Source organism: Bacillus timonensis (assembly GCF_000285535.1).
Classification (GTDB): Bacteria; Bacillota; Bacilli; order Bacillales; family Bacillaceae_L; genus Ferdinandcohnia; species Ferdinandcohnia timonensis.
The window spans coordinates 1,421,342-1,440,954 of the sequence record NZ_HE610985.1 but is presented as its reverse complement, the minus strand read 5'-3'; the positions used below and the strand labels follow the sequence as shown (position 1 = coordinate 1,440,954).

General features: G+C 36.7%; 21 protein-coding genes. 9 read left to right on the top strand and 12 right to left on the bottom strand.

What is annotated here, in order from left to right:
- Positions 1–291: 291 nt before the first annotated feature.
- Positions 292–675 carry a globin domain-containing protein gene (locus BTHG_RS07465; protein ID WP_010283560.1) on the bottom strand — a complete coding sequence of 128 codons (384 nt, stop codon included), beginning with the start codon at positions 673–675 and terminating at the stop codon, positions 292–294.
- 246 nt (positions 676–921) lie between these two features.
- Here BTHG_RS07465 and BTHG_RS07460 point away from each other — a divergent pair, with 246 nt between their 5' ends.
- On the top strand, positions 922–2,190 hold the full coding sequence (locus tag BTHG_RS07460) for a hemolysin family protein (protein ID WP_010283559.1): 1,269 nt from the start codon (positions 922–924) through the stop codon (positions 2,188–2,190).
- Positions 2,191–2,271: 81 nt separating this feature from the next.
- On the opposite strand, the gene BTHG_RS07455 is transcribed toward BTHG_RS07460, so the two are convergent.
- The 3 genes from BTHG_RS07455 to BTHG_RS07445 form a co-directional block, all read right to left on the bottom strand.
- Positions 2,272–2,661 (bottom strand): hypothetical protein, encoded by a 390-nt coding sequence (locus BTHG_RS07455; protein WP_010283558.1) that lies wholly within the window; start codon positions 2,659–2,661, stop codon positions 2,272–2,274.
- Between the two features lie 30 nt (positions 2,662–2,691).
- Complete coding sequence (locus BTHG_RS07450) at positions 2,692–2,910, bottom strand: YozQ family protein (RefSeq protein WP_010283557.1); 219 nt, start codon at positions 2,908–2,910, stop codon at positions 2,692–2,694.
- Positions 2,911–3,090: 180 nt separating this feature from the next.
- The gene (locus tag BTHG_RS07445) at positions 3,091–3,300 is read right to left on the bottom strand and encodes an alpha/beta-type small acid-soluble spore protein (RefSeq protein WP_010283556.1); all 210 of its coding nucleotides are present in this window, start codon (positions 3,298–3,300) and stop codon (positions 3,091–3,093) included.
- A 289-nt stretch (positions 3,301–3,589) separates the two neighbouring features.
- Between BTHG_RS07445 and BTHG_RS07440 the strand changes: the two genes are divergently transcribed.
- On the top strand, positions 3,590–3,832 hold the full coding sequence (locus tag BTHG_RS07440) for a hypothetical protein (protein ID WP_010283555.1): 243 nt from the start codon (positions 3,590–3,592) through the stop codon (positions 3,830–3,832).
- 79 nt (positions 3,833–3,911) lie between these two features.
- On the opposite strand, the gene BTHG_RS07435 is transcribed toward BTHG_RS07440, so the two are convergent.
- From BTHG_RS07435 to BTHG_RS07400, 8 genes are all read right to left on the bottom strand, one after another.
- Entirely contained in the window at positions 3,912–5,009 is a 1,098-nt protein-coding gene (locus tag BTHG_RS07435; RefSeq protein ID WP_010283554.1) for an ABC transporter ATP-binding protein, read from the bottom strand.
- Between the two features lie 110 nt (positions 5,010–5,119).
- Positions 5,120–6,028: a PucR family transcriptional regulator gene (locus BTHG_RS07430; RefSeq protein WP_010283553.1), complete on the bottom strand. Its 909-nt coding sequence runs from the start codon at positions 6,026–6,028 to the stop codon at positions 5,120–5,122.
- Positions 6,029–6,104: 76 nt separating this feature from the next.
- The gene (locus BTHG_RS07425) at positions 6,105–6,290 is read right to left on the bottom strand and encodes a hypothetical protein (RefSeq protein ID WP_010283552.1); all 186 of its coding nucleotides are present in this window, start codon (positions 6,288–6,290) and stop codon (positions 6,105–6,107) included.
- Positions 6,291–6,369: 79 nt separating this feature from the next.
- Positions 6,370–6,582 (bottom strand): YheE family protein, encoded by a 213-nt coding sequence (locus BTHG_RS07420; RefSeq protein WP_010283551.1) that lies wholly within the window; start codon positions 6,580–6,582, stop codon positions 6,370–6,372.
- 39 nt (positions 6,583–6,621) lie between these two features.
- Entirely contained in the window at positions 6,622–7,809 is a 1,188-nt protein-coding gene (locus BTHG_RS07415) for a YheC/YheD family endospore coat-associated protein (RefSeq protein WP_010283550.1), read from the bottom strand.
- Positions 7,806–9,164 (bottom strand): YheC/YheD family endospore coat-associated protein, encoded by a 1,359-nt coding sequence (locus BTHG_RS07410; RefSeq protein WP_010283549.1) that lies wholly within the window; start codon positions 9,162–9,164, stop codon positions 7,806–7,808. Before BTHG_RS07410 ends, BTHG_RS07415 begins: the two co-directional genes overlap by 4 nt.
- A gap of 16 nt (positions 9,165–9,180) precedes the next feature.
- On the bottom strand, positions 9,181–10,242 hold the full coding sequence (locus BTHG_RS07405; RefSeq protein ID WP_010283548.1) for a YheC/YheD family endospore coat-associated protein: 1,062 nt from the start codon (positions 10,240–10,242) through the stop codon (positions 9,181–9,183).
- A 30-nt stretch (positions 10,243–10,272) separates the two neighbouring features.
- Positions 10,273–11,631 carry a YheC/YheD family endospore coat-associated protein gene (locus BTHG_RS07400; protein WP_010283547.1) on the bottom strand — a complete coding sequence of 453 codons (1,359 nt, stop codon included), beginning with the start codon at positions 11,629–11,631 and terminating at the stop codon, positions 10,273–10,275.
- 295 nt (positions 11,632–11,926) lie between these two features.
- On the opposite strand from BTHG_RS07400, the gene BTHG_RS27905 reads away from it, so the two are divergent.
- The 7 genes from BTHG_RS27905 (at position 11,927) to BTHG_RS07370 (ending at position 19,434) form a co-directional block, all read left to right on the top strand.
- Positions 11,927–12,331, top strand: a complete 405-nt coding sequence (locus BTHG_RS27905) for a DUF445 domain-containing protein (protein WP_148361152.1) — start codon at positions 11,927–11,929, stop codon at positions 12,329–12,331.
- A complete protein-coding gene (locus BTHG_RS27900; protein ID WP_010283545.1) occupies positions 12,328–13,062 on the top strand; it encodes a DUF445 family protein in 735 nt (244 codons plus the stop codon). Before BTHG_RS27905 ends, BTHG_RS27900 begins: the two co-directional genes overlap by 4 nt.
- A 130-nt stretch (positions 13,063–13,192) precedes the next feature.
- A complete protein-coding gene (locus tag BTHG_RS07390; RefSeq protein WP_010283544.1) occupies positions 13,193–13,549 on the top strand; it encodes a YlbF family regulator in 357 nt (118 codons plus the stop codon).
- A gap of 303 nt (positions 13,550–13,852) precedes the next feature.
- Positions 13,853–14,716 carry a Cof-type HAD-IIB family hydrolase gene (locus BTHG_RS07385; protein WP_010283543.1) on the top strand — a complete coding sequence of 288 codons (864 nt, stop codon included), beginning with the start codon at positions 13,853–13,855 and terminating at the stop codon, positions 14,714–14,716.
- A 188-nt stretch (positions 14,717–14,904) separates the two neighbouring features.
- Positions 14,905–16,419, top strand: a complete 1,515-nt coding sequence (locus BTHG_RS07380; protein ID WP_010283542.1) for a coproporphyrinogen III oxidase — start codon at positions 14,905–14,907, stop codon at positions 16,417–16,419.
- A 217-nt stretch (positions 16,420–16,636) separates the two neighbouring features.
- Complete coding sequence (locus tag BTHG_RS07375; protein ID WP_010283541.1) at positions 16,637–17,776, top strand: acyl-CoA dehydrogenase family protein; 1,140 nt, start codon at positions 16,637–16,639, stop codon at positions 17,774–17,776.
- 38 nt (positions 17,777–17,814) lie between these two features.
- Positions 17,815–19,434 carry a long-chain fatty acid--CoA ligase gene (locus tag BTHG_RS07370; protein WP_010283540.1) on the top strand — a complete coding sequence of 540 codons (1,620 nt, stop codon included), beginning with the start codon at positions 17,815–17,817 and terminating at the stop codon, positions 19,432–19,434.
- The last annotated feature ends 179 nt before the right edge of the window (positions 19,435–19,613 follow it).

The following is a 19,613-nucleotide window of genomic DNA, read 5'->3' as shown; positions in this document are numbered from 1 at the left end:
CCACATTAGATGATACTCTAAAATCATAGAAAGTTAATGGGGGAGTCAATGTGGAAGAATTAACCATTACATTTAATATCGCTGCAGCTTTAGTTTTAGTATTCTTTATAGGTGCGATTGTTATCGAATCATAAGAAAAATCCACGATTATTTCGTGGATTTTTTGATATCTAGCTTCATACGCTATCGGTTCTCGGGTCTAAGCCAATCGCTACGTAAGGTTACATGCACCTTAGTCATCGCTTGTCTTATGTGCTTGTCGCCGATAGGCTGACGCCTTACGCTTATCTCTTAATCAGGCGTATTTACCATAATCCCTGCCACTTGTTGAAGACGAGCATAGAAGGCTTCGGCCCCTTCACCAGTTAGCCCAGTTTCCTCGAATGCTTCTTTCATACAACGAAGCCAAGCTCTTGCACGTGTTGGTGTAACTTCAAATGGCATATGACGATGTCTCATGGCTGGAGGTCCAAATTCGTTGCTATATAATGTAGGTCCACCTAAAAACTGAGTTAAAAACATATATTGTTTTCTTTTAATTTCCTCGATATCTCCTTCGAATAATGGAGCTAAATCAGGATCTTCATAAACTTTCGGATAAAAAGTATTCACTAAATTTTGAATAGATTCTGCGCCGCCAATTTCTTCATATAATGTATTAAGTTTAAAGTCCATAAAATCACCACCACTTTATTTTTATTAGTACTATATCAATACTAAAAACAATATGGTGTGATTTGAATCACACCTCAGGTGCAAATACGCCAAGGCGCATTGTAATAGATAATCATTCCCATATAAAAGAATGTTTGCTATTATAAAAATAATCAATAACTTGATTTTTAAGTTTTGGTAATACCTTTATTGTTACCATCTTAAACAAAAACAAAGTCAATTTCAATTTAGGAGTGTGAAAAACACGTGGACGATTTGCCACTGAGTACGATTATTTTGTTACTCGTTTTAATCATGTTATCAGCGTTCTTCTCTGCAAGTGAAACAGCCTATTCGAGTGTTAACCGAATACGACTAAAGAATTATGTGGATGAAAAGAGACGTGGAAGTAAGAAAGCATTTTATATTACAGAGAATTTTGATAACGCCCTTTCAACAATACTTGTTGGAAATAATATCGTAAATATAGCTGCAGCATCAATAGCATCAAAGCTTGCTTCAGATCTTGTTGGTGGGAATGCTGGACTTGTAATAAGTACATTTGTGATGACATTGCTCATTTTAATATTTGGGGAGGTCCTTCCAAAATCATTCGCAAAGGAAAATGCGGAAAGTTTCTCATTACGGGTCTCAGGGATATTATTTTCATTAATGAAGATACTGACACCAATTACATATCTATTTGGACTACTTAAAGCATTAGCAGCTAAGATTATTAAAAGCAATAATGATAACCCTTCTTTTACTGAAGAAGAAATCAAAGTAATGGTTGATTTAAGTGAGGAAGAAGGGGTCATTGATAATAAAGAAAAAGAACTAGTACACCGATCTCTTGATTTCAACGATATTCTAGTTGGTGAAATACTAACCCCACGTATCGATATGGTCGCTGTTGAAGTCAATGATTCGATTGAAAAAATTCGCGATATGTTCTTAGAGGAGCGCTTTTCACGTGTCCCTGTGTATGAAGACAATATCGATAATATCATTGGAATATTATCAGAACGTGAATTTTTAAGCCTACTCGTACAACAAAAGAAAATAAATGTTCGCTCAATTCTTCGTAAACCATTTTTCGTTGTTGAATCAATGAAAATTTCAACTCTATTACCAGAGCTACAAAAAAGTAAAACACATTTGGCAATTGTAGTAGACGAATTTGGTGGAACTTCAGGTTTGATTACGTTAGAGGATATCATCGAAGAAATCGTGGGAGAGATTTGGGATGAACATGATGAGAAAATAAAATATATTACACAAATAGATGAAAATACGTATGAAATAAATGCAGATATGCCACTTGATGATTTTGCGGAAATTATTGGCATTGAAGAACCAGAAAGCTCACACCATTTAGTTGGCGGCTGGATGTTTGAATCATTTGAAAAAATTCCGGTTCCAGGTGACACCTTCGATTACATGCATCTCACCTTAACAGTCAAAGAGGTAGAAAACCGCCGCATCCGAAAAGTCACCGTAGAAGTAAACCAACCAATATTCGAAATCGAAAATTAAATAAGAACTTTTGGGTCCAGGGGGACGGTTCTAGTGGTTTTCAAATAAATGGAAAACCGGTAGAACCGTCCCCTTGGTTCCTTATTGAATAATATTGGCCAATGCTGGTGGGATAGGTACTTTATCGTCTACTCCGTATTTCTTTTCAAAAGAGTGGTATTCAAATAGTATTCCTTCTGGTGAGGATACTGAAACGTCTAGAATATAGTCGCCGTGATTGCCTTTTGTTTCTAGATAAAAGGTCGTATCCTCAACCTTTAAGTGATAGAAATGATACTGAAATCCAAGAAATTCCTTTGTATCGAAACTGGTACCGGGATGGGTTGAAATATATTGAGCAAGGTCATCTATTGTGGCCATTGGTCTTTGTAGAACTGTGTTAATTTTTTCTTTTACCATTTGGGATGTAGTTGTTAAAGTATCTTTTGCCTTTGTTGTAATATCCTGTATAAATTGATTTACTTCACTCAATTCGGATCTCTCCTAAAAGGGATTCTGGAGTTAAGAATAATAATCCTGGTATCCTTCATTTTCTAAATCAGTATCTTTTATATTCTTGTTATTGAAGGGTGCTTGAATTTCACCTTCCATGTAAGAATCACTTACTTGCTCATGAGTGGTAGCAAGTCCTGAAGATAATTGGTCATTTTTTCCATAATCTTCTGGTTGGTAATGTCTAGCTGCTAAATCTTCCGTACTATTTTGTAATTTATCTTTCAAAGCAAACTCCTCCTAAAAGTAATATCTTCTAACTTAGTATCCCAACAACAATATCTAATAAAACAAGTCAAAAGTTGGAACATTAGTTTATAGTCCATTGGTAAGCCGAGAATGAAAAGGACACATAATACAAGAGGCACCCGTGAAGGATGCCTCTTAAGCCAAAATATTTAATTGTTATTAACCTTGACGACCACTCATAGATTGTTGAGCGAAAGATACTAAACGCTTTGTAATTTCTCCACCAACTGATCCGTTTGCGCGAGATGTAGTGTCAGCACCTAAGTTAACACCAAATTCTTGAGCAATTTCATACTTCATTTGGTCGATAGCTTGTTCTGCACCTGGTACTAATAATTGGTTACTGTTGTTGCTATTGTTGTTTGCCATTTTCCTTCATCTCCTTAAACTGATTTTTTTTGGTGGGTTACTCCGGAATTGCACCAGATATAAGGGTTTCCTTAGCCTCTAGGCTAACCCATATAAAAATGTTTTTTGAAGATGCTTTGTTGCTTGGTGAGTTGTGTTTTGCTGTGTTTGTACTAAGTATTATGTGACGAAGAGAAGATTATATTCGAAATTCTATCTACCAATTAATTCCTATGAAAAAGAAAGCATAACAGGTTTGTTTCTTCGAAAACTACTATAGTAATTATGAATATGAGTAGGAGAGAAGACCATGCCTATTTGTCCATTATGTAATGGCTTTAAAAATGCAAGCTTCTCATGTGCACAATGTGGGAATTTGTTAGAGGATTCAGGTCGTATTATAGATTATTTTGATGATTACAGTGCCTATATGCAAATTGATGACATGAAGAAAATAGATGGTATCCAAACAACTTTTCAAAACAACGAATGTGGTCATCTATTCTATTGCCCAAACTGCCACAACCAAGAAATGAAGATCATAAAAGAATAGGGACCAAGGGGACGGTTCTTGCGGTTCTCCATTTATTGGAGAACCAGTAGAACCGTCCCTCTGGCCCCTTTGTTTTTTATTATCGAATTCTTCTTTCTGAATCAGCGTCGAAGAAGTGGCATTTGTTCATGTCAAATGCAAGTTCGATTGTTTCACCTGGTTTTGCTTGTGTACGTGAATCAACACGTGCAACAAAGTCAGTACCAGCAAGCTGTGAATAAAGCATTGTTTCAGCACCAGTTAATTCTGATACTTCAATAAGAGCATTAATTTTTGAATCTTGAGCAGATTCAATAAATACAGGCTCATCATGGATGTCTTCAGGACGGATACCAAGGATGATATCTTTATTAACATATCCTTGTTCACGGAGAACTTTCATTTTTCCTTCTGGTACAGCAACTTTTACATTACCAGTTGTGAAAGTACCATCCTGTAATTTACCTGGGAAGAAGTTCATTGCAGGTGATCCAATGAAACCAGCAACGAATACATTCTCTGGATTATCATAAACATCTTTAGGTGCACCAACTTGTTGAATAATACCATCTTTCATAACAACAAGACGAGTTGCCATCGTCATAGCTTCTGTTTGGTCATGTGTTACGTAAATAGTTGTTGTTTGTAGACGTTGGTGAAGTTTAGAAATCTCAGCACGCATTTGTACACGAAGCTTTGCATCAAGGTTTGATAAAGGTTCGTCCATTAAGAATACCTTAGCGTCACGAACAATCGCACGTCCTAAAGCAACACGCTGACGTTGACCACCTGATAAAGCTTTTGGCTTACGAGTTAAGTATTCTTCTAGGCCAAGAATCTTTGCAGCTTCTTTAACACGGCGATCGATTTCATCTTTCGGGAATTTACGAAGTTTTAATCCGAAAGCCATGTTATCATATACACTCATATGTGGGTATAACGCATAGTTTTGGAATACCATTGCGATGTCGCGGTCTTTAGGGGCAACATCATTTACACGTTTTTCATCAATGAAGAAATCCCCTTGAGAAATTTCTTCTAATCCAGCAATCATACGTAATGTAGTTGATTTACCACAACCAGATGGACCTACGAATACGATGAATTCCTTATCTTGAATATGAAGGTTAAAATCTTCTACCGCAGTAACTTTATTGTCATATACTTTATAAATATGATCTAGAACTAATTCTGCCATTTTTTTCTCCTCCTAGTGTAAACGTTTTCTATAAATAAAGTTTACTCCAGGTAGGACAAATTCGTAAATGTGTATATTGCACAAAACGATATAAGGGTTTTCGTGCAAGTCTACGAATTGGGAAAATGCTCTAATTCCAAAATGGCCAAGTAGGTTGTAAAGGCACCATGAAAATGTTTTATATCAATTCCGGTCTTCTCAATAAATTTTTCTATTCTATATTGTAGACTATTGCGATGCATATACAGTCGTTTAGCTGCATTGGATACATTCAAATCACTTTCAAAGAAAACCTTAATGGTTTCAAGTAATTCCTGGTCATTTTGAAGATCCTCTGGAATCACATTTTTTAGTTGCTTTCGAAAATCAATGTCCATTCTTTCAAGCAATAAAAACGGCATAATATCATGTAGTCGATAGACCTTCTGTTTATGTAAAAAATGCATTCCCTTTTGGAACCACACTCTTTCATTTTTATAAAAAGAACTGAGATTGTCAGACAGGGGATGGGTTTGTCCGATGAATAAACTCATGTCAGTGTAAAAATCACTCGTTAGTGTAACTGTAATTTCTTCGTAAATCACATCCTCAATCATATCCTCATTTCTTGTTTCAATTAGAACACCACTTGTATCACTTTCCCATAGAAAAATCGTGTCACCGGGTAAAAGAGCCTGAAAAGCCTCCTGGAATTCAAGTTGATCAGTAATGGGTTGGTCGATATGAAATTGAATAAACCGACAATGTGTAAACGAAAATTGATTAGGTGATAGGCTTCCTTGCTGTAAAAACAAAAGGTTATACCAAAAAGCCTCGTTATCGGACATGTCATTGTCAAACGTACTATAAGGTGTGAAGAGTGAAGATAAGAGGGAAGCCTCTTGTGTTGAAATGCGTTCTTTTCTTATCCCAAAAAAGGTTCCTGAATCTGTTATGAACCACAAAAACTGATCTGTTTTAAATGGAGACTTGGCTGTAATAAAAGCATCTTTATAATGTAACTTTAAATTTTCAATCATTTGAAATACTCCTTACATGCATCTGCATAAAAAATCTCCTTCTATTATAACAGAAGGAGAGTGAGTCGTTATCTTGTTATTCCACTATATTGGGTGGTTCTTCTTCCTCAAGTTCGCGTGCTTCTTCTATATTTGTTTGGCCATGAAAACGATAAACACTTCCACCAGCCATTCCCTCATTAATAAAGCGGTCGACGTCCATAAATACTTCATCTTTTCCTTCATATTGAAGGTCTTCGCGTTCTTTCCCTTTTTTAGTCATAATAAAACCTCCTTTGTTGAATTAGTATGTGAAGGAGGCAAAAAATTAAACAAAAGTGCAGTATATTTGTTAGGTTAAACTAATTGTCATAAACATGAAACAGCATTAACTCATGAATTTGTTTTGTTATCTCATCTAAGGATTTCAAATCAGGGTGATTGCCATGCCAATCAATGCTTCCATCTTTATTATAATTTCCATTATATTTTGTTCCGTGATAGTAGAAGGAAAAGCTCCAGCCAGGAATTTGATTACTATTATATAACGGTTTCCATTGAAAATGTGAAATCATCGGTTAACTCCCCTAGGTTGTATTTGTACGTCTAGCTTCTTAAGCTTTTGTTCCTTTCATTATAAGGAGTTTGGTTAAATTTTCAAGCCCTTTTTTTTGTATGTCTTCTTCATCAAATACCATTGGCTTTGAATTAATTTCATAAATAAAAATGGCCCCATCTAGTGAGCGACCAAGGTCAATTGAGAATTCTCCGATAAATTCACCTGTTTGCTCCTCAAGTTCTTTTCCAATCTCATATACAAGTTGCTGCAGAATCGTTTCGTTAAATCGTGGACGAACAGATTTATATGGAATAATCGTTCCACCATTTGGAACATGTGTGATAACTTTATGATCACCAGCAACACGTACTCCGATGCCGCTAATGAAATGTCCACTTTCATTATAATGACATAAAAGCCGTAAATCATAGCGTCTCCCATTAAATTTGTCAGATTGAATGGCTTTTTGCAAAATAAACTCCTCTTGAACAAAGACTTTTTCGTTCTTCTCCCAGAATGAGGAAAGGGAAGGATAGATTTGTTTTTCGTTTGCTGTCTCTACGACAAAGGTAGTTTTATCTTTTTTTATCCGGTAAAGTCCCAGTCCTTTATGTCCTGCCGTATTTTTTAAATAAAGGTCGTGATGTTTTATAACCATTTGTTCAAGGTCCCTTTTTTGCTTAAGGAGAACGGTTTCCGGAAGAAAGGAGGAAATAAATTTATTTTTCTTTAAGATTTGATAAACCTTCCATTTTGAAAAAAAGTAAGGATTAAAAAAAGGGATTCCATTTGCTTTAAATAAAGAAGAAATTTCAATAAATGGTTGACTTTTCTCCAGAAGACGGTAGGGAACGCGATTATATACTACATTAGGGAGAGGGGTGCGCAGTTTAATCCATTTTTGCAAAGGTTGATAAAAAGTAAACCCTTCAACTGCTTGAAAATCCCTAATGGAATTTGGCGTTATGACAATTCCAAGTGCTCCACTGTCTTTCAAGGACTTTAGGATGTTTTTTAAAACAGAAAAATTTCCAATAAAGGTATTATCTTTTGAAGATCCAGTTAGAATCCCAACCAAAGGTCCGACCTGTTTCCCCACTCTTTTAACAGAAAAAGGGAGCGAATGATCTTGTTTGCTCCCCACATAAGAAATTCTCGTATTTACCTTTCCGAAGAAAAGGCTATTTGTCTCCTCACATTGGTACCATTCTCGTTTTTTGGTGTGATAATAAATGGTGCTCATCTGAAAACTTCCTCAGGTGCCTTAATTGTCGCCTCAGTTAAATAAACGGCGTATTGTAAAGGAAGCCTGCTTGAGAGCTTATCATATTTCCTTAACTTTGGATGTGAAAAAATGGAGCGACCAGGTTTTGAGTTGGCTTCGAAAAGCCAAACACTACCATTTTTATCAACGCCTAAATCAAATCCAAGTTCTCCAATGTTTCCTTTTTGTCTGGTATCAATGACCTCACTTAACAAAAGAGCTGCCTGTGTTAGTGAATCAGTTACCTTCTTACATTCTTCTACATCGGGAAAAACTTCATTGAGTGTCCGTACGACGCCACCATTATTTAGATGGGTTGTAACACTGCCACGTCCAGCAATTTTTCCGGCCATCACACTTACCTGCCATTTCCCATTTTCATCCTTGTTCGTATGGATTCGAAAATCAATTGTTTTGTGATCAATTCGAAGTAAATGAATCCCTTGTTGGACAATATAATGTTCCAACCGCTTGTTTCGGAAATGTGTATTAATAAAAGTTTCAATGGATGAAAAACGCTGTAAACGGTTTTTTCCATCCTCGTCGCGGAAACGGCAATAATAATCTTCCGTTTCGCGATCAAATAGAATTTGATAAATCCCTAAACCAAGGCTTCCATTAGCAGGTTTAATGTAAACATGCTGATATTTCGAAAGCATACGTTCAATTAGAGAAAATGTCGGGCTTTTATGGGTTTCAGGTAAATACGTAGCGACTCGACGGTCCGCCTCTAACAGTTGGTGAATTTCCCATTTATTAAAAAATCCTGGATTAAACCACGGAATTAAGTATTCATGATGCAAACGTTGCTTTATTTCACTTAATGTTTTATGTTTTTCTGTACGACGGTTTGGTAGGCGGTCATAAACAACATTAGGAAACGGAACTTCAAACGTTTCCCAACCATTATGGTTATGAAATAGTCCGTGAATTGTACCTTTTTCCCAATCAATATGTTTTGCTCCAAAAATAAAAACATATGCTCCAACTGCTTTTTCTTGCGCTAAAAGTTTTGAAAAAAACAAAGTCCGATCTCCAATTGGACGAATCATTGACTCACTAAACCCAGCAGTGAAAATTCCAATCAGTGGACCTATATGGAGATTTTCTTCATGAATAATAACCTGTGTTGTACCTGAGTATGGGATATTTAAAGTTGTAAAAATATCCTCGGAGATTTTGATTTCTTCCTTATCGGTTTGGGTAACCTCACATTCACAGGAGGACGTTCCAAAAAAGATATGTTTAATAGGTGTTGTTATTTGGAACGATTTTGGTATATACACTTTTCCGTTTTCTTGTTTCATTATTGTAAGTGGAAGTGGTGTTCGCATTCTTTTAGCTCCTTTTTTAGGTAGAATGAAGGTGGAGGCAGTATTGTAATGGTGTTGTATAAAGGGATTCTTCTTGTGTCGGACTAGTTTCTAAAATGACCTTTCTACCTGGTTTTGAGTTTGTATCTAAAATCCAGATGGCACCATCCCTTGTAAGGCCTAAATCAACTCCTAGTTCGAACAGGGGACTAAATTTCTCTTCTAACACATCAGGCAACTTATTAATAATTGTATGAATATTATCCTCAAGTAATTTCTTTTGATTGAAGGGTAAATTTTCAGTCCAGCTTTCAAAAGAGTGAGTTTTACCGCCACCTCCTAAATTTGAAATGAGATGATCCTTCAATCCTAGTCGTATCCCTCGACCTTGCTCAAACCATTTTCCATTTTCACCTTTTTGAAGTAAAATTCGAATATCAAAAGGCCGATTTTCTTCATCATGTAATGGTAAATAAATTTGGGACAAATATGGTTGGGTGGTAATAACAGCGTCAATCCACTTTTTTAAATCCCCTCGTGTGGTGAATTGTTTCTTTTTTAAAAGGTTTGCCTCTTTATAAGCTACCTCTACATGATTCTGATGAAGAAATAGGCCAATAATGCCTTTGCCCATTGATCCTTTCTCCGGCTTTAACATAATTTGATGCTGCTTCATTAGGGCTCGTAGGATGGCAGAAGAGGAAAGAGCTTGCTCAGTAGAAGGGATATATGGTGATAATTTCTCATCTTGACTTAAAACATTATAAATCTCCCATTTACTAGGAAGACCTTGCCCTAGAAACATATTTCCTGGTCTCATTTTTAACCAGTTCATAATCGGTTGACTCTTCTTAGAGACTTCATCATTAGAGTAAAAACAACGATCATATAAATACATGGGAATCTCATATAAGTTTCTTTCCCATGTATTCGAAGCATGATTGTATTTTTCTCCACGAATCATTTCAGTGCCTGGTTCGATTGATGTTGGAGAAAATCGATAAACTTGAATACCAAATTGGGGGGCACGTTTTGCAAGCTCCGTTGCATAACCTAATTCTTGGTTGGGATAAAGAGTAACAAAACCTAGTGAAATCATAAACCCACTCCTTTCTATGCATCATTATTTTTAAATCAGGTTGGAAAGGAAGACACAATGATGGATGAGTGCTTTTGCGCTTGGGCGAATTTTGGTGGATAATTTTTCTTGATCCAGATTTTTTGATGGTTTTGTATTGACCTCAATAATACTTGGCTTACCGTTTTGATCTAGTGCTAGGTCAATACCTAATTCTGCGAAAATCCCATCAGCTGATCCATCAATAATTTCGGCAACTTCAAGTGCTAAATCCTTTATTAACCTTTTAATATGAGGAATCTCTTTAACATCAAAGTTCTCTAATAGAACATGATTGACCTTTTGAATTTCCCCACCTCTTGCAAGATTTGAAACGAAATCTTCGTTTGACGATACACGGGCAATTATAGAGGTTAATTGCCACTTTTCACTTGATTGCTTTTGACATAGCACCCGAAAGTCCAATGGTTTTTCTTTAAACAATAATAGCGGGATACACTGTTGAACGATGAAAGTATGCTGTTTTAGCCTTGAAAATAAGGATTGAAATAGGGAAGCAAAGCTTTGATGGATAGTCTCAATGTCGCCTGAAAAGGTAGTATAATCTAAGTAATAAGTGGCTTCATCGGTTTTTTGAATACGAAAAATATTTCTCCCTTGACTCCCATGAACTGGTTTAACAAATACACATTTATATTTCTCTAGCATTTCAAATAGGACATCTTTACTTGTTAGAAGCATGGTATCTGGCATGTAGGAATGTAGATGGTTATTGTCCCTAAGAATTTCATGAACTTCCCATTTATTTAAAAAATGATCGTTAAAATATGGAACATTGTTCATCTGCAACTCAGTTGTAAAATCAATAAAACGTAATGATTGCTCACGTTTACGCGAGTGAATTCGATTGTGAACCACATGGGGATAAGGCACATTGGATTTCTTCCATATCCCATCTATATAGATGTATCCTTTCTGTTCATAAAATGTATTTAAAGAAAATACATAAAAGAGTACTCCAATTTCATTTGCATACAGCGATAATTCCTCGCAAAACTCAGCAATTGTGCCAAGTCCAACCCGATTGTTTTTCTCAACTACCTCTGTTAAAAGACCTACAACCGGACCAATTTCAAGTTCGCCTTTTTCTTTTTTAAATAGCATGATTGAAAAGTTTTCAGTAGGGAGTTGTAATTCACGTAAGACAAGGTTAGTACATTGCATTACAGGCTCGCTTTCATTAATAGATACGATATCAACGATGATACTATTCCTACTGCAGTATAATTCAATTTTCTGTTGATTTTCTAAGCCAAGTTTCTTGAAGATGCTATCACTCATTTTTATTTGAAAAGTAGATTCCTGCTCGTCAGGAACAGGAATCACCTCGATAAGAATTTTTTCTGTCATAATGATAACCCCATTTGCTGACTTGACGTTCAAACACTATAATTGATTAGGTGGTGCATCAATCTCAGAAATCCTCTTTTAGCCACATATATAGGCGAATGTCTGATATCGTATCGTATGAAAAAGTAGTAAAAACTGTGACTACATCAAATGCGCCTAAGCGTATTTGTGCTCAGATTTTTTCGAGCTTGCTCGAATATTTCCTCTGAAAATCTGTGGCATCTTCCGGAGGATTAACTTATTCAGCCGTATTTTGCTGAATAAAGGTAAAAGTTTATTTTTAAAGGGTGATTGTATGAATGTATTTTTAATGATTGTATTGATGATGGTGATTGGAGCGATTATTGGGGGAGTAACAAATTCATTGGCAATTAAAATGCTGTTTCGACCCTATAAAGCCATCTATATTGGGGGAAAGCGACTTCCGTTTACACCTGGATTAATTCCGAAAAGAAGAGATGAACTGGCATATCAAATGGGTAGGACTGTAGTAGAACATCTATTAACTCCTGAAAGCCTGAAGAAAAAGCTAAAGGATGAAAACTTTGTCAGAACAATTGAGGGCTGGGCGAAGGAAGAAGTCGGAAAATTCCTTGATACGGAAAAAAACTTTATCGAGCTTGCGCAACAACTAGGGATACATAATCTTGATGAAGTGGCAGAGGAGAAAGTAATTCGCTTTATAGAAAAAAATATATGAGTCTTATAGACGAATTCGGTTCAAAGGAAATTGGACATGTCATTCCTGAGGAACTACTAGCAAAAATTGAGGTGACGTTTCCCAAGGTTGCTGAATATATTACGGCAAAAGGTATAGAGTATTTCGAAAGTGATGAAGGAAAACAACGATTAAAAAGAATGGTGGATGACTTCTTAGCGACTCGGGGCATGCTCGGAAATATGTTGCAAATGTTTTTAGGAAATTCGAGCTTAATGGATAAAATTCAGCCAGAAATTATTAAATTCCTTAGAAACCCAGGAACGAAGGAACTTTTACATTCTTTAATTAGTCGAGAATGGAATAAGGTAAAAGCATGGGAGTTTAACAGAGTTGTTGAACAAATAGGATCAGAAAAAATCCTTTCCTTCCTAAATGAACAAACTCTAAACTTCATTCCAGTTAAGAAATATCTCGCGACCCCAGCAAATGTGATGCTGATTCCTTATAAAGAGCGAATTCTTGAGACACTAGTCCCTAAAGGAATTGAAGTGGCAGGCGAATTTGTAGCGAATCGTATTGAAAAATTGATGAAAAGCCTCAAGATAGAGGAGATTGTAAAAGATCAGGTTGGAACATTTTCAGTTGAACGTCTAGAGGAAATGGTGTTAGGAATTTCGAAACGGGAATTTAAGATGATTACCTACTTAGGAGCGTTGCTTGGTGGGATTATCGGGATATTTCAAGGGATTATTGCACAATTTCTTCAGTAGGTCTAGGAAAAAGCCCTATTGTTAAGACAATATCCTAGCTTCTGAATAAAGATGAATTGTGTGGCAATGTTTGTTATAGTGGAAAGGAACCATTTTCCTAGTATTAAGTCTGGAAAAGGAGGTAGGTAAAATGGGTGTAAATTTATATGATGTTGCGTATGGAGTAGAAAAGGCGATTCGTGAAAGTGATGAGTTTAAGCAACTAAAACAGTTATATGATCAAGTTAACAATGACCAAGGTGCAAAAAAATTATTTGAAAGCTTTCGAAACATTCAGTTATCCCTTCAACAAAAACAAATGATGGGTGAAGATATTTCACAAGAAGAAGTCATGCAAGCTCAAAAACAAGTAGCACTTGTTCAACAACATGCTACAATTGCAAAACTTATGGAAGCTGAGCAACGGATGAGCGTTGTTATTGGCGAACTAAACCAAATCATGCTAAAGCCACTTGAAGAATTATACGGCAGCATGGACCAACAATAATCATTCAAGGAGCCCTACGCGAAATTGGCGAGGGCTCTTTTTTTATCCACAATACACTGAAATAATTAGAGCAAGCTTGATTGCTCAAGAGCTTCAGTGTATTGTGCCTCCTTTCAGCCATAAAGCACCAAAGGTATGTGAAGCCAAGAGCTTAAATGAATGAGAAAAAAATTCCTTGTATATCTACTTAAGAAAAATCTTCCCGTTTCCCATTTTTCTATAATAGTCTTTTGTTCTAATCAGTTTTATTTTTTCATAACCATATGTATAGGGACAGTAACATCGAGAAGGAGGACCTGCTATATGTATAGGTTACTAGCAATAAATGTTGATGGCACATTACTGCGTCCGAATGGTCGGCTTCAAAGTGGTTCAAAGGAAGCCATTGAATATGTCCGAGCAAAGGAAGTTTATGTGACACTTGTAACAAGACGTCACTTTCCATCGACAAAAAAAATAGCAAAAGCATTAAAGCTTGATACTTTGCTAATCACGCATAATGGAGGATTCATCAGTGACAATCTAGATGATCCAATTTATGTAAAACGAATCTCAGAAGAAAAAACATTTAACATTGTCCAGGTATTAGAAAACTTTAAGTGCAGCATTCGCCTCCAACACGAGAAGTTTTCTATTGGAAATCGTATGAGGTTCCCAGGAAATCTTATCGCAAAAGCGATGTTTGGCTCCGGAGACCCACTCTTTTATCCAATGCAGTTTGTCGATTCACTTGGGGACTATTTAACGGATAATCCTGTTGCACCACCTAAAATTGAGGTCTATTCACAAAGTGATGATGAGCTTAAGTCAATAAAGAAGACAATGAATGAGCACTTCCAGGACGTTCAAGTCGCTTTAACAGAACCACATAAGTTAGAAATCACACCTTTAGGAGTTTCAAAACTTAATGGTTTAAAAGCTTTAGCCAATCACCTAGATATTCCATTGCATGAAACAGTGGTCATCGGTGATTCTCTAGATGATATCGAAATGATTGGATCTGCTGGTTTAGGAGTGGCGATGTGGAATGCACCGAAGGAAGTAAAATTTGCTGCCGATTGGGTAACCCGTTCTAATAATATGAATGGCGTCTCTTACATGATTAAAGAGCATTTCAGAAAGCAACAACGAATTGAGTTTTTAAAACAAATTAAGATTGAAAAATAGAATTGAGTTTTACGCCTCCACAGTTGTGGGGGTTTTTTATTGGGAAAGCTGCTAAAATTAATAGAACTAAAATAAAATCGATAAAATCCAACGCCAACTCAATAACCATCCAATATTCTTATATTGATTAAAAAACGGACATTCTGTACACTTATAGGAGCTAATTTTTTGAAAAGGTGAGACAAACTATGCGTATTTTGTTCAAAGGGCTAGAGGATGAGCGGTTTATTCGACCTTTACAGCTCATCACGAATCTATATTACGAGGAAAGTGAAGTTTCAATTACAAATCTTGAAAATCCAGACCTTATTATAGACTTCCAATATAAATATAACAATCCTTCAATTACCACATATGCAAAGCTGACTGATATGAAGTTCAGCCAAGAATACGAGGGAAGCTATCATAAGGAGTATCCTCCATTTGAAAATGAAAAAGAGTTATTTAAAAAAATGAAACATACAGTTTCACATGTATATGTCATGATCATGGAAGATTATACAGGAATAATTCAACCATGGGGAATGCTTACAGGTGTCCGCCCAACAAAGCTTTTACATAAGAAAATTCAAGAGGGTATTTCTTCAGAATTAGCACACAAACAGCTAAAAGAAGAGTATTTAATTACCGACGAAAAAATTGAATTAATGAAGCAAATCGTTGACCGTCAACTGACAATGGTACCTGATTTATATGAACTTCAAAATGAAGTTAGTATTTATATCGGGATTCCATTCTGCCCAACCAAATGTGCCTATTGTACATTCCCGGCTTATGCCATTAATGGAAGACAAGGTTCCGTTAATTCATTTCTTGGTGGGCTCCATTATGAGATGCGTGAGATAGGTCGCTGGTTAAAGGAAAATGACATTAAAATTACAACCGTCTATTATGGTGGTGGAACACCAACAAGCATCTCAGCTGAGGAGATGGACATGTTATATGAAGAAATGTATCAGTCCTTCCCTGATGTTAAAAACATACGTGAAATCACTGTTGAAGCAGGTAGACCTGACACGATTACACCAGAAAAATTAGAAGTACTCAAGAAGTGGAATATTGACCGCATAAGTATTAATCCACAGTCCTATATACAGGAAACGTTAAAGGCGATTGGACGTCATCACACTGTTGAAGAAACCATTGAAAAGTTCCATCTTGCCCGCAATATGGGAATGAACAATATTAATATGGACTTAATCATTGGTCTTCCAGGTGAGGGAGTGGAAGAGTTTGCTTACACACTTTCAGAAACAGAAAAGCTTATGCCTGAGTCATTAACTGTTCATACCCTATCTTTTAAACGTGCATCTGAAATGACGAGAAACAAAGAGAAATATAAGGTTGCAGGCCGTGAAGAAATAACTGAAATGATGGACAATGCCTCATCTTGGACGAAGGAACATGGCTATGTGCCCTATTATTTGTATCGAATGAAAAATATCCTCGGAAACCTAGAGAATGTAGGCTATTCAATTCCAGGGCAAGAGAGTATCTACAATATTATGATTATGGAAGAAATGCAAACAATAATTGGCCTAGGCTGCGGAGCAGCTAGTAAATTTGTAGATCCGGTAACAGGAAAGATTACTCAGTTTGCAAACCCAAAGGATCCAAAATCCTATAATGATCATTTTATTGAATACACAACTAAAAAAATCAATATCTTAAACGAACTATTTGGAGTTCCAAAAGGGGTATAGGAAACTATGCCTCTTTTTTTAACTGAAAATAGAGGATTTTTCGTCTTAATGAGGAATTATTCAAGTACGAGACCTCATAAAGTTTAACAGACTCCTTTTTTATAAAATGAAAACGCTTTCCTTTTTAATGGACCTTCATTTACATACCGCCATTATTTTTACCCAACAAGACACATACAATTTACTTAAAACAAACCCTTAAATAAGGAGGGATAGTATGACAGCACGTTATTTACAAGATGAGCATCATATTTTTCGAGATGCCTTTCGGAAGTTCCTTGAAAAAGAAGCATACCCCTTTTATAACAATTGGGAAAAAAACGGGATTATCCCACGTTCCTTTTGGACAAAAATGGGGGAAAATGGATTCCTTTGCCCTTGGGTTGATGAAAAATACGGAGGTCTTGAAGCTGACTTTGGCTACTCAGTGGTGATTAACGAAGAGCTCGAAAAGGTTGGCGCAAGCATGATTGGAATTGGGCTTCATAGTGACATTGTCGTTCCGTATTTAAGTGAATATGGGACTGAGGAACAAAAACAAAAATGGCTGTCAAAATGTATCTCTGGCGAAATAATAACCGCAATCGCAATGACAGAACCTGGTGCTGGTTCTGATTTGGCAGGAATTAAAACAACTGCAATTAAGAAAGATGACCATTACATTGTCAATGGTCAGAAAACATTTATTACAAACGGTATCCATGCGGATTTGGTCCTTGTTGTATGTAAGACAGATCCTAAAGAAAAACATAAAGGGATTAGTTTATTAGCGATTGAAAAAGATACACCGGGATTTTCAAGAGGCAGGAAGCTGGATAAAGTTGGTCTTCATGCCCAAGATACAGCTGAACTTATTTTCGAAGATGCAAAGGTACCATCGGAAAATCTCATTGGAATCGAGGGGAGAGGTTTTTATTATTTAATGCAGCAGCTCCAACAGGAAAGATTGATCGTTGCGATTTCAGCTCAAATTGCAGCGGAAACAATGCTAACACTGACGCTAAAATATGTGAAAGAGCGTGAAGCCTTTGGACGGTCAATTAGTAAATTCCAACATATTCAATTTAAACTAGCTGAAATGGCTACAGAAATTGAAATCGGGCGTACGTTTTTAGATGATTTGATTGAACAGCATATGGCAGGAAAGGATGTGGTGACAAAGGTTTCAATGGCAAAATGGTGGTTAACTGATATGGCGAAAAAAGTGGCCGCCGAATGCATGCATCTTCATGGAGGCTATGGATATATGGAAGAGTACGAGATTGCTAGAAGGTATCGTGACACTCCAGTATCAGCGATATATGCAGGTACAAATGAAATTATGAAATCCATCATTGTAAAGAATATGGGGTTATAAGGGTATCAATAAAAATTTTAGAAGTGGAGGAATAAGTTATGATGAATGTACCATTGCTAGTTTCTTCAATGATAGAACGCGCAGAAAAGTATTTTCCAAAGAAAACAGTTATTTCGAGAACTTCTTCTGGGATTGTAACTCATACTTATAAGGAGATAGGTGACCGAACAAGAAGATTATCAAGTGCACTGGAAAAAATAGGCGTGTCTAAAGGGGACCGTGTTGGAACACTTGCATGGAATCATCATCGCCATTTAGAAGCGTACTTTGCAATTCCAGGGATCGGAGCAATCTTGCATACAATCAATATACGCCTTTCACCTGCTCATATTACCTATATCATCAACCATGCTGAAGATAAGGTTTTGCTTTTTGACGAAGATCTGCTCCCACTTTTAGAAAAAGTAAAAGATCAATTAAAATCCGTTGAGGCCTTTGTTGTCATGACAGATAAGGATGAGTTGCCTAAATCAAACTTAGAACCACTTTATCATTACGAGAAGCTTGTAAGTGAGGGAAATCCAACATTTCAATTTAAGAAAGATTTAGATGAGAATGACCCAATGGGAATGTGCTATACATCTGCAACAACAGGAAATCCTAAAGGGGTTATTTATTCCAACAGAGGAGTTGTGTTGCATAGTATGGCGCTCGGGCTTGCTGATAGCTCTGGATTATCAGAAAGTGATATCGCCATGCCAGTTGTTCCCATGTTCCATGTGAATGCTTGGGGGTTACCATTTGCTGCAGTGTGGTTTGGAACAACACTCGTCATGCCAGGACCATATTTTACTCCAAAGATTTTAGCACAATTAATCGATACTGAGAAGGTAACAATGACAGCGGGGGTACCGACAATCTGGCTCGGGCTTCTCAATGAATTAGAACAAGGAAACTACGATACGAGCAGTTTAACCCGCATTTTATGTGGAGGATCTGCGGCTCCAAAAGGACTCATTAAAGCGTTCGAATCAAAATATAAAATCCCGTTTATCCATGCTTATGGGATGACAGAAACTACACCATTAGTTGTTTTATCTCGTCTTAAAAGCTATCAAACTAACCTTTCAGAAGAGGAAAAATTAGAAATACGTTCAAAACAAGGATCCATTGTGCCTTTAGTTGAAATGAAGGTAGTTGGGGCAAATGGAGAGGTTGCAAATGACGGAAAAGAAATGGGAGAACTGTTGTTAAGAGGAAATTGGATTGCTGATGAATATTACAAGGATGAGCGGACAAATGAAGCATTCCGTGATGGGTGGCTCCATACAGGAGATGTTGTCACAATCGATGAAGAGGGGATTGTAAAAATTGTTGATCGAACAAAGGATTTAATCAAGAGTGGTGGGGAATGGATTTCCTCTGTTGATATTGAAAATGCACTTATGGCACATGAAGCGGTGTTTGAAGCAGCGGTTATAGCGGTTCCGCATGAAAGATGGCAAGAACGACCTGTGGCATGTGTGGTTTTAAAAGATGCCGTGAAGGGCCAAACCACAAAGGAAGAGCTGGACGAGTTTCTAAAGCCACAATTTGCAAAATGGTGGTTACCAGATGATATTATCTTCATGGATGAAATTCCAAAAACATCGGTAGGTAAGTTTCTAAAGAGAGCACTAAGGGACCAATTAAAGGAACATCTTTCACAAGTAAAATAATGATTAAAAGGTTTATGAGGAGTGCACCTGGATAACATGAGAGAAAAGTATATTATAAAATGGTCATCCAAATAATTTAGGATGACCTTAGACTGTTGACAAACGCTCGCATACTGCGTTGCTTGCCTCCCTCGTCCGCTCATGAAGGCAACTTCTATTCGCGTCTTCGCTCAGCTGCG